Source organism: Streptomyces sp. NPDC057682 (assembly GCF_042799575.1).
Lineage (GTDB): Bacteria > Actinomycetota > Actinomycetes > Streptomycetales > Streptomycetaceae > Streptomyces.
The window spans coordinates 168019-181617 of sequence record NZ_JBHVIN010000005.1 but is presented as its reverse complement, the minus strand read 5'-3'; the positions used below and the strand labels follow the sequence as shown (position 1 = coordinate 181617).

The window sequence follows — 13599 nt, the reverse complement described above, 5'->3', positions numbered from 1 at the left end:
AACCTAGCGGACAGCTGTCCGACCAGCAAGGCCGAACCGTTGGGTGTGTCCGGAAGGAGCAGGTGTGCGGGACGATATGAGTGCCCCTCAGCGCCCGGACGCCCAGCGCAATCGCGAACGCATCCTGGCCGTCGCGCTTGTCGAGCTGACGCGTGCCGCGGACACCCCCGTCAGCACGATCGCCAAGAAGGCGGGGGTCGGACAGGGCACGTTCTACCGGAACTTCCCCAACCGCGAGGCCCTGGTCCTGGAGGTGTACCGCTACGAGATGCAGCAGGTCGCCGAGACCGCGTCGCAATTGCTGGCGACGCGTGCCCCGGACGTGGCGCTGCGGGAGTGGATGGACCGGCTGGCGCGGTACGGGATGGCGAAGGCGGGTCTGGCCGACGCGCTGCGGACGACGGCGAGCCGCTACGGCAGCCTGTCCCAGCTCGGCCACGGCCCGGTGACCAGCGCCCTCGTCCTGTTGCTGGACGCCAACGAGCGGGCGGGCACGATCCGGCCCGGGATGACCCCGGACGACTTCCTGCTCGCGATCGCGGGGCTCTGGCAGCTCGACCCGCACGGTGCGTGGGAGCCGCGCGCGGCCCGGCTCCTGGACCTGGTGATGGACGGTCTGCGCGCGGGCGCCCCGGCGTCCTCTCCCCCGGCCTGACCCGCGTACGGGAGGGCGGGCCCGCGCTCACCTGCCGGGACGCGCCCCGCCCGTACCGCTGCCGGGACCTCACCGTCCCGCGCGCCCGCCCCCGATCATCACCGTGCGCGCCCAGGAGGGCGGTTCGTCCGGGACGTAGGTGGCGTCGTCCTCGTCCCATGTCGGGAGCCGGGTCCGGTCGAAGAGGCCGATCACGGTGCGGCACGGCGGCGGGGCCGAGGGCCACGGCGTCTGCCCGTCGGTGAGGGCCACGACGACGTCCGGGCCGGGGCGGGTGCGCAGCGCGCGGGCGAAGCCCTCGCGCAGGTCCGTGCCGCCGCCTCCGGCCAGCGGAATGCCCTCGGACCGGCACAGCGGGTGCACGACCCGGGTCGCCGCGTCGCACGACAGGACCGTGACCAGGTCCCGGCGGCCGCCCACGGCCCGGGAGATGGCGGCGACCTCCAGCAGCGCGCTGCCCAGCTCGGTGTCGCTGACGGAGCCGGAGGTGTCGATGACGACGGCGACGCGGGGCGGCCGGCGCCGCAGGCTCGGCAGCACGGCCCCGGGCACGCTCGCCGAGCGGCGGGCCGGTCTGCCGTACGAGTAGTCCTCGCCGGCCCCGGGCCCGGAGGCCGCCGAGCGGACCGCGGCCCCGAGCAGCGCCCGCCAGGGCTGCGGCGGGTGGAACACCTCCTCGGCCCAGCGCGCCCAGCTCTCCGATGTGTCACCGGGCCGTCCGGTGATGCCCCGGGCGACACGGAAGCGCACCGCGTCCCGTTCCTGGGCGCTCAGACCGTGCGCCCCGTCCGGTCCCAGGTCCCATTCGCGCTCCAGCCCGTCGGCGCCGCTGCCGCAGTCCAGCCAGGCGAGATGCTCGGTCAGCCGCCCGAGCCGGAACCGGGTCAGGTACTCCTCCATCAACTGCCCCTCGGGCAGGGCCAGGTCGGCGGGGAGGACGGCGCCGGGCGGGCGCGGCAGCTCCTCGTCGAAGGCGTCGTCGTTGATCTCGCAGTCCGCCGCGATGTTCATCCGCAGCCGTTCCGCGCGCCCGGTGAGTCCGTGCCGCCGGGCGTAGGAGTCGCCGCGCCCGTGGTGGTCGCGCAGCAGGTGCGCGACCTCGTGGACCCAGACTGCGGCCAGTTCTTCGACGGGGGTGGCGGCCACGAAGGCGGGTGACACGTAGCACCTCCAGAAGCGGTCCACGGCCATGGTCGGCACCCGCCGCGACTCGACGGTGTGCAGGGCGAACAGGGCGGTGGCGAGGTAGGGGCGGGCGCGGGCCGCGAACAGCCGGGCGGCGAACAGCTTGTCGCGGTCCAGGGCCGCCGCAGCGGCCGGGCCCGCCTCCCGGGCCGGGCGGCCCGGCTCGTCCGGGCTCACCGCCCGGCCCCGACGGGGGCCGTGGTGCGGGCCGCCGCAGCCCGGTCCGCGCGGCGGGAGATCGAGACGACCCCGGCCATCCGCTCGATGGTCTCCGGCACGTCCCAGTCCTCCTGCCGCAGGGTGGCGAGCGTGGTCGCGGGCACCACCACGAGGTCGGGGGCGCCGGTCTCCAGGGCCCGGACCAGCAACCGCCACGCCGCGTCCCAGCGGGCCCGGTCCGGCCGCTTACGGACGGCGGCCACCACCCCGTCGAGTACGGCCTGGCGCAGATCGCCCCGTTCCGGCAGGTCGGCGGCGTCCGGATCGGCCAGCAGCGTCTCCGGGTCCGGCAGGTCCATCCGGTCGACGGCGGCCAGCAGCTCCAGCCCCGGGCCGTCCCCGACCGCGCCCCTGACCAGCAGGGACAGCACCTCGCGGGAGACGTCCGCGGCGGTGGCGAAGGCGATCAGACGCAGGGTCGTCTCCCAGCTGCGCGGGGAGGGCCAGGCGCCGCCGCGCCGGGTCTCCGCGCTGGGCAGCCGGTGCACCAGCGCGGGCCGTGCGGCGAGCAGACCGCACACCGCCCGGCGGGCGAACTCCACGGCGCCGGTGAGCCGTTCGGGATCCAGCCGGGGCAGCGTCGCGCGCGGCCAGGTCCCGCCGAGTCCGCGGACGACGACATCGTGGTCGTGGACCCACTGGAGGTGGACGAACCGGTTGGCGAGCGGCGGGCTCAGCTCCCAGCCGTCGGCGGCGGAGGAGCGGGGGTTCGCCGCGGCGACGATCCGGACCCCGGGCGGAAGGCGGAGGGCGCCGATGCGCCGCTCCAGGACGAGGCGGAGCAGCGCCGCCTGGACGGCGGGCGGGGCGGTGGAGAGTTCGTCGAGGAAGAGCAGTCCGCGCCCGGCCCGGACCAGGCGCACCGCCCAGTCCGGTGGTGCCATCGGGACGCCCTGTTCGGCGGGGTCGTCGCCGACGATCGGCAGTCCGCAGAAGTCGGACGGTTCGTGGACGCTGGCGATGACCGTCGTCAGCGGGAGGCCGAGCGCGTCGGCGAGCTGGGTGAGCGCGGCGCTCTTGCCGATCCCCGGCTCGCCCCAGAGGAGAACGGGCAGGTCGGCGGCGACGGCCAGGGTCAGCGCCTCCAGTTGGGTGTCGGGGCGCGGCTCGGTCGCGGTCGTGTCGAGCAGGGCCGTCAGCCGGCCGGCGACATCGAGCGGGTCGGTCCGAGCGGGTGTGGTCGGTGGCGTGGTCGGGGGCGTGTTCGTGTACGTCGTCATGAAGGCATCACCTCGGGTTCTCGAAGGTCGGCGGCGGTCCGGAGGGGCCGTCGCGGGAGCCGCGTCCGGGTGCGGACACGGCGGGGGTCGGGGCCTCGTCCACAAGGCGTCCGGACGGGCCGGGGCAGGAGTCGGGCACGTGCGTACGCCGTGGGAGGGCGCGCCTCACCCGTACGCGTCGGGCGCGCGCACCTCGGCCGTAATCGGACGGGGTCAGGGGCGGCTTCGGCGGGGGGACCGTGTGCGGACCGGTTCCCGTCGGCGGGCGCGCGGGGCGGGCTCGGCGAGTCCGGCGCGGAAGAGCCCGTACGCGATCCGGCGCCGGGCCGCTGATTCCAGCTCGTCCCGGAGCGGGCCGTCGCGCAGGACCGCGTCCGGGCCGAGCAGTCCCTCGACCACGGCGAGCGCGCCACCGATGTCGCCGTGGTCCAGCCGTTCGCGGACGCCGCCGAGGCAGTCCGGGCGGCGGTGCGCCGCGTCCACGGCCTGGAGACAGGGCACGGGGGTGCCCGTCAGTGCGGCCAGCAGCTCTTCGCGGCGGAGTTCGGCGGGATCGTGGTCGAGCGGGGCGAGGACGCCGTCGACGAGGCCGATCCGGTGTCGCTCGCCCCGGCAGTCCACCAGCCGGATCCGCCCGGCCGCGTCCTCCGTCCCGGCCGCCAGGGAGGCGGGACGGTCCGGGAACAGGGCGGTACGCACGAGCGGGTGCAGCCGTCCGGGGTCGAGCACCCCGTCCCGCACCAGCTCCGCGTCGGGCAGGGCCCAGACGGCGGCGTCGGGGAGCACGGGCGGAATGCTGCCGGACCGTTCGCCGGGCGGATCGGCGACCCGGAGCGCGCACGGCGCCCCGGATCCGTCACCGTCCGCGACCGGCTCCAGGAGGAGCCGGTGTCCGCCGCCCAGGCGCACGGCGAACGTCCGGTCCGTCCGGGAGTCGGCCCGCAGCAGCAGCTACGCCTCTGCGGCCCAGCGGTCCACGGCGCAGCGACGGTCCGGCGGCACCAGCGCGGCGACTTCCTGACCGGGCGGGGGGCCGGCCGCGGCGGGACCGGCTCCGGAGCGCTCCCCCAGTTCGGCGGTTCGGCGCGCGTCCCAGAGGTGGCGGTGCAGATCCAGCCGGAAGCGCGTGCTGGGCCGGGGGTGCGGGTGGCGGACCGGTGCCGCGCGGGCCCCGTCCCACAGGGCGAGACTGATCCGCTGTCCGGCGTCCGCCCAGGCGGGCGGGGTCCGGACGACCAGGTGCACGGCCGCCCGGGGGCCCGGTTCGCCGGTCTCGTACCGGGCCAGAGGGATCGTCAGCCCCGGGCGCAGCAGTCCGCGCGGAGCGATCCTCGGCAGATGCCAGCGCAGCAGGTCCGGTGCCAGATGGCGCAGGTCGGCCCGGACCCGGTCGGTGAGCTCCCGGCCGTGCGTGGCGGCCAGGGTGCGCGGTGCGAGGTCGACGTCGACCCCGGCCGCCGCGCAGGCACCGGCCCAGTCACCGGCCGTGCGGCGGGCGGTGGCGGTCTCGATCATGGAGGGCGGCACGGCGAACTCGCGCACGCGCAGCCAGAAGGTGAGGAAGGGATCCCGAAGCGTTCGGTGAGTGGTCATCAGCACTCGCCTTGCTTGTTCGGGTCCCCCAATCTGTGAACAGTCCGATTCGTCATCGCGGGGCAGCCTAGCGGTCGGTCGTCCCGGGGTCGAGATCTTTTCGTTCGGGGCGGCAACCGCCGGAAGGGCCTCCCGAGGAGACGACGCCCGGGGTGCGAGGTCCGATTCCCGCCGGCGTCCGCCGCGACGGATCATCTCCTCCGGCAGGCGTGCGACGGCGGCCGGGGGCGGGGAGCAGCCCTTGGAGTGCCGGGATGGTGATCGGGATTCCGGAGGCGTTCGTACGGGGCACCGTCGAGCGGGAGGGCGCGGCCGGTGCGGCGTGGGCGGCCGAACTGCCCACGCGCGTAGGCGCGTTGTTGGAGCGCTGGGAGTGCGTTCCCGCCGGGGAGCCGGACCATGGCGGGGTCGGGATCGTGCTGCCGGTACGCCGGAGGGGCGGCGGGGACGCCGTGCTGAAGGTGTCCTTCCCGCATCCGGGGAACGTCCACGAGCCGGACGCGTTCACCGTGTGGGACGGGCGCGGGGCGGTGCGGCTGTACGCCCGCGCCGACGCGGACTTCGCGATGCTGCTGGAGCGCGTGGAGGCCACCACGCTGGGCGAGGCGGAGGACGGGGACGCGGTGGCCCGGGTGGCGGGCGCGGTCTGCAGGCGGCTCGCGGTCCCGGCGCCGCGCGGGCTCCCCCGGCTCCGGGACCTGGCCGGGGGCTGGGAGGCGGGGTTGCGCCGGGACTTCGAGGAGCTGGGCCGGCCGCTGCCCGGCCGCACGGTGGCCGCCGCCGTGGCCACGGTCCGCGAACTGACCGTCGACGGGCCGGATCTGATGATCCACGGCGATCTCCACGGGCGGAACATCCTGCGCGCCCGCCGTGAGCCGTGGCTGGCCGTCGATCCGAAGGGCCTGGCCGGCGATCCCGCGTACGACGGCGGCACTTTCCTCAAGACGCGGGCACCGGTGCTGATCGCCGCCGGTGACGTCCGGGCAGGGCTGGAACGGGCGCTGGACGTGTTCACGGAGGCGTCCGGGCTGGATCGTGGACGCGTCCGCCGGTGGGCCCAGTTCCAGGCGGTGCAGGCGGCCTTCTGGGGGCGCCTGCACGGATTCCGGCGGTCACGGGGCGGGTCCGAGCGCGACGGGCTGGTGGCGTTCGCCGACGGCATGGCGGAGCACCTGGCCGACGGGGTCTGACCGTCCCGGCCGGTCCCGGTCCGTCAGGGTCGGGGCTTGCGCAGGGCCGCCACCGCCCATGCGGCGCGGCCGGACAGCGGGGCGAGCCGCTTCGCCGATTCCTTGGCGATGAGGCCGAGCAGGGTCCGGGCGTGGGCCATGGTGGTGTGCGCGAGGTCGCTGTCGCCGGCTTCGGCGGCGGCCAGGGCGAGTTCCAGGTGCTGTTCGGTGATCAGCCGGCCGAGGCCGCGCCGGTGCCATCCGGCCGTCCGCTCGTCGGGGGGCGGGCCGCCGGAGCCGACCGCGGCCCTCGCCCGTTCCAGCGCCCGGCCCGCCGCGGCTAGGTCGCCCTTGCGGCGCTCCAGCCGGGCCAGGACGTACGCCTCCGAGGCCCGGCCCGTCGGGGTGTCCTGGAGCGACAGCAGGTTGAACTGGGCGCGGGCGGCCTGTGCGTGGTCGCCGATCCCCTCCAGGGCCCGGCTCAGCTCGCGCAGCCGTACCGCGTCCGGGCCCGTGTCGTCGAGCATCCGGATGAGGGCGGTGCGCGCGTGCCCGGTCAGGCCCTGGCGGTGGGCCAGGTCGGCCCAGGTCAGATCGGTCACGGCCGCGGGGTCCTGCCCGTAGCGGCTCGCGTCCTCTGCCTGTGCCCAGGCGACGGCGCCCCGGGCGTCGGTGACCCGCCCGGAGGTGGCCTCGCGCAGGAGCGGCACGTCCTCGTCGCGGCCGTGCAGGGCGACGAGGACGGCGGCCAGCCCGCGTTCCTCGTGCCGTTCCGTCCGCTCGGCGCACTCGGCCGCCAACAGGGCACGCAGCAGCGGCAGATCGTCGGCGCGGCGGTCGAACTGGGCGGCCCGCAGCATTCCGGCGCGCGCCACCGGGTCGGCCGGCGCTGCGCCGCCGTCGGCGCGCATCCGCTCCAGAGCCGCACGTGCCGGGCCGAGGACGATGTCCCGCAGGCACATCCGGTACGCGTCGGGCAGCCGGTAGGCGCAGAGTTCGGCGGAGTTGAGGAGGAGGTGGTCCGGTTCGGTACGGGCGGCGGCGGCCTCCGCCCTCGCGAGGAGTTCGGTGAGCGGCCGGTCCGGGAGGCCCAGTCCGGCAATGAGCGCGGCGCGTTCCGCGTCGAGATCGGGGGCGAACTCCTCGCGCGCCTCGTCGTCGCAGGCCCGCACGACGGCCCGCAGCTCCTCCTCGTCCAGGTCCGCGGTGAGGCCCTCGCACCAGCCGGGCAGCCGCACCAGCATCTCCAGCGCCTCGGTGACGCTGTCCGCGACGAGCACGGCGTCGCCCTCCGAGGAGGCGTACAGCACGGCCGTGCCGCCGGAGAGGAAGTAGGTGCCTCCGGTGTCGTCCCCGGCGATCGGCTCCAGGGAGGCGCCGGACGCCAGGTGCACGTCCTCCACGTGGTACGCCCGGCTCACGTCGAAGTCGAACGGGAACGCGGCCGTCTCGGCCAGCTCGGGGCGGGTGCGCAGGAGGTGCAGGACGGGGTCGGTCATGCGACGGGAGCCTACCGAGGGGCGCCTGCCGTGCGGCGCCCCGGGGCGGGGCGCCGCACGGCAGGCTCAATGCGCGGAGGGGACGGGAGCGGGGCGGACCGGGGCCCAGGGGAACGGCGGATCGGGGATCTCCCGCCGGAGGACCGGGGCGATCTCGGACTGGAAGAGTTCCAGTGAGGCGCGGTGCCGTGCGTCGCCGAGGCCGCCGGCGTCGGCCTGGAGGTGCAGGACGGTGTGCCCGAGCGCCTCGTGGTAGCGGTGCACCTTCTCGATGATCTGCTGCGGGCTGCCGATCAGGGCCGAACTGCGCGCGACGAAGTCCTCCAGGGTGGTGAAGACCGGTTCGAGACCGTGCTGCCGGAGGAAGGTGCGGTGCCCCTCGTAGACCGGCCGGTACGCGGCGACGGCCTCCTGAGAGGTGCGGGCGGCGTGGAATCCGGCCGTTCCGGCGCCGACGGCGGAACGGGCCGGGTCGTGGCCGTGGTGCGTCCAGCGCTCCCGGTAGTAACGGACCAGTTCCGCGTACGGTTCGACGGGGTGGGTGACGTTAGCCGAGAACAGCGGGTCCCCGTAGCGGGCGGCGAGGTCCACCGAGGCGCGGCTGGTGGCGCTGCCGTGCCAGACCCTGACCGGCTGCTGGAAGGGTTTCGGCCAGACCTCGGCCTCGTGCAGGGGCGGGCGGAAGCGCGGGGCGGCCGTCACCCGGTCCTCGCGCCACAGCCGGCGGAAGAGTTCGTACCCTTCGGTGTTGCGGTCCCACTGGTCGTCGGCCGTCACCTGGAACAGTTCGCGCTGGGCCGTCCCGTTGCCCTTGCCGATGATCAGGTCGAGGCGTCCGCCGGAGAGCTGGTCGAGCGTGGCGTAGTCCTCGTACGCGCGCACCGGATCGAGCAGGCTGAGGGTGGTGACGGCGGTGAACAGCCGGATCCGCGAGGTGAGCGCGGCGATGTGGCTGAGGACGACCGGGGGCGAGGAGGAGAGGAACGGCCTCTCGTGGCGTTCGCCGACGCCGAAGCCGTCGAAGCCCAGTTCGTCGGCGAGAACGGCGTTGGAGACCACCTCCCGGAACCGCTCGTGGGTGGACTTCAGGACCCCCGTCACCGGGTCCGGGGCGTGGGCGACGAGGGTGATCGCGAGGAACTTCACGAGGCGGCCCGCCGGGTCCGGGCGGTGTCCGGGTGGGCGAGGCCGAGGTGGTCGCGCAGGGTCGGTCCCTCGTACTCGGTGCGGAAGACGCCGCGTTCCTGGAGCAGTGGGACGACGGTGTCCGCGAAGCCGTCCAGTCCGCCGGGGGTGAGATGCGGGACGAGGATGAAGCCGTCGGCGGCGTCGGCCTGGACGAAGGCGTCGATGGTGGTGGCGACGGTCTCCGGAGAGCCCACGAAGGACTGGCGGTTGCCCGTCTCGATGACCAGATCGCGGATCGACCAGTTCTTCGCCGCGGCCAGCTCCCGCCATTCCCGGGCGGTGGCGACCGGGTCGCGGTACATGCGGACCTGGGCGCGGCCCCGGGCCACGGTGTGTTCGCCGGGGTCGGGGTCGATGTCGGGCAGCGGTCCGTCGGGGTCGTACGCGGAGAGGTCGCGGTTCCACACGAATTCGAGGTGCTTGATCGCGGTGGCTCCGCTGACCTGCTGCCGGCGGACCTCGCGGGCCAGTTCGGCCGCCTCGGCGTCGGTGTCGCCGAGGACGAACGTCGCGGCGGGCAGGATCAGGAGCTGGTCGGGGGTGCGGCCGTAACGGGCGAGGCGGCCCTTGACGTCGGTATAGAAGGCCTGACCCGCGGTGAGCGTGGCGTGCCGGCTGAAGATCGCGTCGGCGTCCGCGGCGGCGAACTCGCGGCCCTCCTCGGAGTCGCCCGCCTGGAAGATCACCGGGCGGCCCTGGGGGCTGCGGGGGACGTTGAAGCGGCCCTCGATGTCGAAGTGCGGTCCCCGGTGCACGAAGGAGCCGGCGCGGGCGTCCCGCAGGAAGGTGCCGGTGGCCGGGTCGGCGACGAGGTCGTCGTGGTGCCAGGAGTCGAAGAGTTCGTGCGCCGTGGCCAGGAACTCCCGGGCCCTGGAGTAGCGCTCCTCCTGCGGGAGGTAGCCGCCCCGGCGGAAGTTCTCGCCGGTGAACGCGTCCCAGGAGGTGACGACGTTCCAGGCGGCGCGCCCGCCCGAGAGGTGGTCGAGGCTGGCGAACTGGCGGGCCACCTCGTAGGGCTCGTTGAAGGTGGAGTTGATGGTGCCGGTCAGGCCGAGGTGGTCGGTGACGGCGGCGAGGGCCGACAGCACGGTGAAGGTGTCGGGGCGTCCGACGACGTCCAGGTCGTAGATCTGTCCGCCCTGCTCGCGCAGGCGCAGCCCTTCCGCGAGGAAGAGGAAGTCGAAGCGGGCGCGTTCGGCGGTGCGGGCGAGATGGGCGAAGGAGCTGAACTCGATGTGGCTCCCGGAGCGCGGATCGCTCCAGACGGTGGTGTTGTTGACGCCCGGGAAGTGGGCGGCGAGGTGGATCTGCTTGACCGGTTTGCCGGTGGCGCGGTCGCTGCTCATGTCGGTGGTCCCTCCGGCTCAGACGGTGGCGTAGCGGTTGGCGGGCCGGGCGAGGCCGAGGAGTCCGCGCAGGGTGTCGGCCTCGTACGCGGTCCGGAAGGCGCCGCGGCGCTGGAGTTCGGGGACGAGGCCGCGGGTGATCGCGGGCAGGTCGTGGGCGATGACGGCGGGTCGCAGCCGGAAGCCGGTCAGTCCGGCCTCGCGCCGTTCCAGGAGCAGATCGGCGAGCTGGGCCGGGGTGCCGGTGAACACCTGGGCGTCGCTCGTGTACGGGGCGCCGGCGACCGCGTCCAGCCGGCCGAGGCGGTCCTCGGCGGCGGCGGGGGTGTCGTCGAGGAGGACGACGAGGTCCCCGAAGAGGTGGAGGGGTTCGCCGTCCCGTCCGGCGGCGCGCTGTTCGGCGCGGATCTCGTCGACGATCGCGCGGGCGTGCGCGGTGTCGCGCGGGGTGACGTAGCCGAGGTCGGTGGACCGCGCGACGAGGCGGTAGGGAACCGTCTGGTGGGCGAGGGCGGTGACCGGGGGCTGGCCCTGCGGGGGCCGGGGCGTGATCGAGGGGCCCTTGACGCTGAAGTGCCGTCCCTCGAAGTCGGTGTAGTGCAGCCGGTCGCGGTCGATGAAGCGGCCGGTGGCGGCGTCGCGGATCTCGGCCCCGTCCTCCCAGCTGTCCCAGAGCCGGCGGACCGCCTCGACGTAGTCGGCGGCCTCGTCGAAGAGTTCGGCGGTGAGGGCGCGGACGGTGGGGGTGTCGCCGTTCTCGACGTCGAAGGCCGGGAAGGTGCGCCGGCCGAAGTGCGCCGCCTCGGCACGGCGCGGGGAGACCTGGACCCGCAGGCCGGCCCGTCCCGCGCTGACGTAGTCGAGGGTGGCGACGGCCTTGGAGAGGTGGAAGGGCTCGGTGTGCGTGACGACGGCGGTGGGGACGAGCCCGATGTGCCGGGTGAGGGGGGCGACGCGGGCCGCGACGAGGACGGCGTCGAGCCGGCCGCGCTCCCGGTCGGTGCGGTCGTCGGGTCCGTCGTAGTGGGTGGACTGGAGGCGCAGGGCGTCCTCGATGGTGACGAAGTCGAGCAGTCCGCGCTCGGCCTCGGTGACGATGTCGGTCCAGTACGCGGGGTTGAGGAGTTCGCCGGGGCGGGCGCCGGGCTCGCGCCAGGCGGCCGGATGCCAGCCGGCGCCGTCGAGGGCGACGGCGAGGTGCAGCGGGGTGCGGGCAGGGTGCGGCCATGACGATGCGGACACGTGAGGGTGCCTTCCTGATCGACCGTGAAGGATCGCCGGGCCCCGTCGGGGGGTGCGGCGTCGGAGGTACGGATCAGGGGCGACAGAGCGCGGCGGACACGCGCTGGAGGTCGATGTGGGGGCGGGAGTACAGGTGGACGCGGTGGCGGGGCACGAGCGCGACGGCGAGCGGCCGGGACTCGGTCATGACCGTCGCCTCCCCTCCTGGCCCGGGACCTGTCCGGAACGCTACGCGCGACGGCGTCGCCGCGCAATGGCCCCGGATCATGGTCGCGGCGCTCGCCGCACCGGTCACAACAGCGCGTCGGCACGCGTCTGTTCCCTCCTGGCGCACCGAATCCTGCCGACAGGGAACGCGTACGACCGGATATCAGTCCGCCAGACCGGCGGCAAGGGTGGCGCCCAGCTCCCAGCACGCCTCGATGTCGGCCTTCGCGGGCTCACCGGTGACCTTCACCGTGGCCGCCGCCCGCCGCCAGCCCAGGCCCGTGGTGACGGAGTCGACGGCGCGCACGGCGCCGGTGACGTCGTTGCCGCCGTGCACGTAGTACCCGAAGGGGCGGCCGCGCGTCGCGTCCAGGCAGGGGTAGTAGATCTGGTCGAAGAAGTGCTTGAGGGCGCCGGACATGTAACCCAGGTTGGCCGGGGTGCCGAGCAGGACGCCGTCGGCGGCGAGGACGTCGGAGGCCGTGGCGGCGAGCGCCGCACGCCGCTCCACGCGGACCCCCTCGATCCCGTCCGCCGTCGCTCCGGCGAGGACGGCCTCCAGGAGGGCCTGGCAGTTCGGCGAGGGTGTGTGATGAACGATCAGGAGAGTGGCCACACCCCGGAACCCTGCCGTGCCGGCCGCCTGCCCGCAAGCGCCCCCGCCGTGCGTGCGACCTGGGCGTTGTCCGGACCGACCGGGTCGTCGATCATGGACCCGGACAGGGCCCGGGGGCCGGCGGCGTGCCGGGACCGGCCCCGGAGGGGCGGACGCATGACATCCCGTACGACGACGCACCGGCAGGGCATCGCCGTGCTGGCCGACGACCTCACGAGCGCCGGGGACGGGGCGGCGCCGTTCCGCCGCGGCGGCTGTCCGGCGAGGATCGTGCTGTCAGCCGCCTCGGAGGCGGCCCCGGTGGCGGGTGTCACCGGGGTGACCGCGGTCGATCTGGGGACCCGGCTGCTGGACGAGGAGGCGGCCGCGGCGCGGGCGGGGCGGGCGGCGCGCCGGTTCGCCGGTTCCCCGGTGCTGCTCAAGACGGTCGACTCGACGCTGCGCGGGCATGTGGGGGCGGAGGTCCGGGCCGCGTGGGCGGGGTCGGGGCGCCGGGCCGTCGTCCTCGCCCCGGCCTTCCCGGCGGAGGGCCGGTTGACGCTGGACGCGGTGCAGTACGTGGGCGGGGTGCCGGTGCACGAGAGCGCGTACGCCGACGATCCGGCGCATCCCGTGCGGTGCGGGGATCTGCGGCTGCTGTTCCCCGGGGCGGTGCACGTCGCGCCGGAGCGGGTGGAGGGCCTGCCGGGGCTGATCGGCGGGGGCGGGCTGTTCGTCTGCTCGGCCGCGACGGACGCGGACCTCGACCGGCTGGTGGCGGCGGTGCCGCACCCGGAGGAGGTCCTGTGGGTGGGGTCACCCGGGCTGGCGCAGGCCCTGGCCCGCCGTTTCCCGGGCGGTGCACCGGCCGCTCCCCGGCCGGCTCCGGCCCGCCGCCCGCTGGTGGTGGCGGGCAGCGCCAATCCGCTCACCCGGCTCCAGTTGGAGGTGCTGCACCGCCGGGCGGACGCGGCGGGCGTCGTCGCCGGTGACGATCCCGGGGCCGCGGTGGCGGCGCTGCGCGCGCTGACCACCCCGGTGCTGACCCTGCGCACCCCGGACGACCGCCGCACCCCCGGCCGGGCGCGGGCGCTCGCCCGGACCCTGGCGTCGGTCGCCGGGGTGCTGGCCGCCGAGGGGCTGGTGGACGCGCTGGTCGTCACCGGTGGGGAGACCGCCGCGACCGTACTGCCGGCGCTCGGGATCGAGGGTCTGGATCTGCTCGACGAGCCCGAACCGGGCGTCGCCCGCGCGACGCCGCACGGCCGTCCGGGCTTCACCGTGCTGATCAAGGCCGGCGGCTTCGGGGACGAGGAGACCCTGGTGCGGCTGTGCCGCCCGGGGGCGTAGCCGCCCCGGTCGTTCGAGCAGGACGTCCGTCCCGCTCGACCCGCTCCGTGTGCACCGCTGCTGACGGGACATCGGACAGTATCGGCGCACATCACCACGCGCATCCCTGCGCGCTAATGCGTGAAAGTCGG

General features: G+C 75.4%; 11 protein-coding genes and 1 pseudogene. 3 read left to right on the top strand and 9 right to left on the bottom strand.

Going from position 1 to position 13599, the window contains the following annotated elements; genetic code table 11:
- Positions 1-76 precede the first annotated feature (76 nt).
- Positions 77-655 carry a TetR/AcrR family transcriptional regulator gene (locus ACFVDM_RS10660; protein ID WP_383635958.1) on the top strand — a complete coding sequence of 193 codons (579 nt, stop codon included), beginning with the start codon at positions 77-79 and terminating at the stop codon, positions 653-655.
- Positions 656-724: 69 nt separating this feature from the next.
- Here the strand turns inward: ACFVDM_RS10660 and ACFVDM_RS10655 are convergent, their stop codons facing one another.
- The 3 genes and pseudogenes from ACFVDM_RS10655 to ACFVDM_RS10645 all read right to left on the bottom strand — a co-directional run bounded on the left by ACFVDM_RS10655 (position 725) and on the right by ACFVDM_RS10645 (position 4872).
- Positions 725-2017 carry a VWA-like domain-containing protein gene (locus ACFVDM_RS10655; RefSeq protein ID WP_383635955.1) on the bottom strand — a complete coding sequence of 431 codons (1293 nt, stop codon included), beginning with the start codon at positions 2015-2017 and terminating at the stop codon, positions 725-727.
- A complete protein-coding gene (locus ACFVDM_RS10650) occupies positions 2014-3279 on the bottom strand; it encodes an AAA family ATPase (protein WP_383635952.1) in 1266 nt (421 codons plus the stop codon). The genes ACFVDM_RS10655 and ACFVDM_RS10650 overlap by 4 nt, the downstream gene beginning before the upstream one ends.
- A 213-nt stretch (positions 3280-3492) precedes the next feature.
- Positions 3493-4872: pseudogene (locus tag ACFVDM_RS10645) on the bottom strand (hypothetical protein).
- Positions 4873-5129: 257 nt separating this feature from the next.
- Here ACFVDM_RS10645 and ACFVDM_RS10640 point away from each other — a divergent pair.
- The gene (locus ACFVDM_RS10640; RefSeq protein WP_383636763.1) at positions 5130-6062 is read left to right on the top strand and encodes an aminoglycoside phosphotransferase family protein; all 933 of its coding nucleotides are present in this window, start codon (positions 5130-5132) and stop codon (positions 6060-6062) included.
- Between the two features lie 23 nt (positions 6063-6085).
- On the opposite strand, the gene ACFVDM_RS10635 is transcribed toward ACFVDM_RS10640, so the two are convergent.
- From ACFVDM_RS10635 to ACFVDM_RS10610, 6 genes are all read right to left on the bottom strand, one after another.
- Entirely contained in the window at positions 6086-7540 is a 1455-nt protein-coding gene (locus tag ACFVDM_RS10635; protein WP_383635949.1) for a hypothetical protein, read from the bottom strand.
- Positions 7541-7606: 66 nt separating this feature from the next.
- Entirely contained in the window at positions 7607-8686 is a 1080-nt protein-coding gene (locus ACFVDM_RS10630) for an LLM class flavin-dependent oxidoreductase (RefSeq protein ID WP_383635946.1), read from the bottom strand.
- Positions 8683-10074: an NtaA/DmoA family FMN-dependent monooxygenase gene (locus ACFVDM_RS10625; RefSeq protein ID WP_383635943.1), complete on the bottom strand. Its 1392-nt coding sequence runs from the start codon at positions 10072-10074 to the stop codon at positions 8683-8685. The genes ACFVDM_RS10630 and ACFVDM_RS10625 overlap by 4 nt, the downstream gene beginning before the upstream one ends.
- An 18-nt stretch (positions 10075-10092) precedes the next feature.
- On the bottom strand, positions 10093-11316 hold the full coding sequence (locus ACFVDM_RS10620; protein ID WP_383635940.1) for an LLM class flavin-dependent oxidoreductase: 1224 nt from the start codon (positions 11314-11316) through the stop codon (positions 10093-10095).
- Positions 11317-11389: 73 nt separating this feature from the next.
- The gene (locus ACFVDM_RS10615) at positions 11390-11503 is read right to left on the bottom strand and encodes a putative leader peptide (protein ID WP_383635937.1); all 114 of its coding nucleotides are present in this window, start codon (positions 11501-11503) and stop codon (positions 11390-11392) included.
- Between the two features lie 183 nt (positions 11504-11686).
- Positions 11687-12139, bottom strand: coding sequence for a flavodoxin family protein (locus ACFVDM_RS10610; protein WP_383635934.1), 453 nt, complete (start codon positions 12137-12139; stop codon positions 11687-11689).
- A gap of 156 nt (positions 12140-12295) precedes the next feature.
- Between ACFVDM_RS10610 and ACFVDM_RS10605 the strand changes: the two genes are divergently transcribed.
- The gene (locus ACFVDM_RS10605; RefSeq protein ID WP_383635931.1) at positions 12296-13468 is read left to right on the top strand and encodes a four-carbon acid sugar kinase family protein; all 1173 of its coding nucleotides are present in this window, start codon (positions 12296-12298) and stop codon (positions 13466-13468) included.
- Positions 13469-13599 lie beyond the last annotated feature (131 nt).

Coding starts and splice junctions, on each gene's coding strand:
- ACFVDM_RS10625 (WP_383635943.1), bottom strand. CDS start 10,074: ATGAGCAGCGACCGCGCCACCGGCAAACCGGTCAAGCAGATCCACCTC.
- ACFVDM_RS10615 (WP_383635937.1), bottom strand. CDS start 11,503: ATGACCGAGTCCCGGCCGCTCGCCGTCGCGCTCGTGCCCCGCCACCGC.
- ACFVDM_RS10605 (WP_383635931.1), top strand. CDS start 12,296: ATGACATCCCGTACGACGACGCACCGGCAGGGCATCGCCGTGCTGGCC.
- ACFVDM_RS10650 (WP_383635952.1), bottom strand. CDS start 3,279: ATGACGACGTACACGAACACGCCCCCGACCACGCCACCGACCACACCC.
- ACFVDM_RS10660 (WP_383635958.1), top strand. CDS start 77: ATGAGTGCCCCTCAGCGCCCGGACGCCCAGCGCAATCGCGAACGCATC.
- ACFVDM_RS10635 (WP_383635949.1), bottom strand. CDS start 7,540: ATGACCGACCCCGTCCTGCACCTCCTGCGCACCCGCCCCGAGCTGGCC.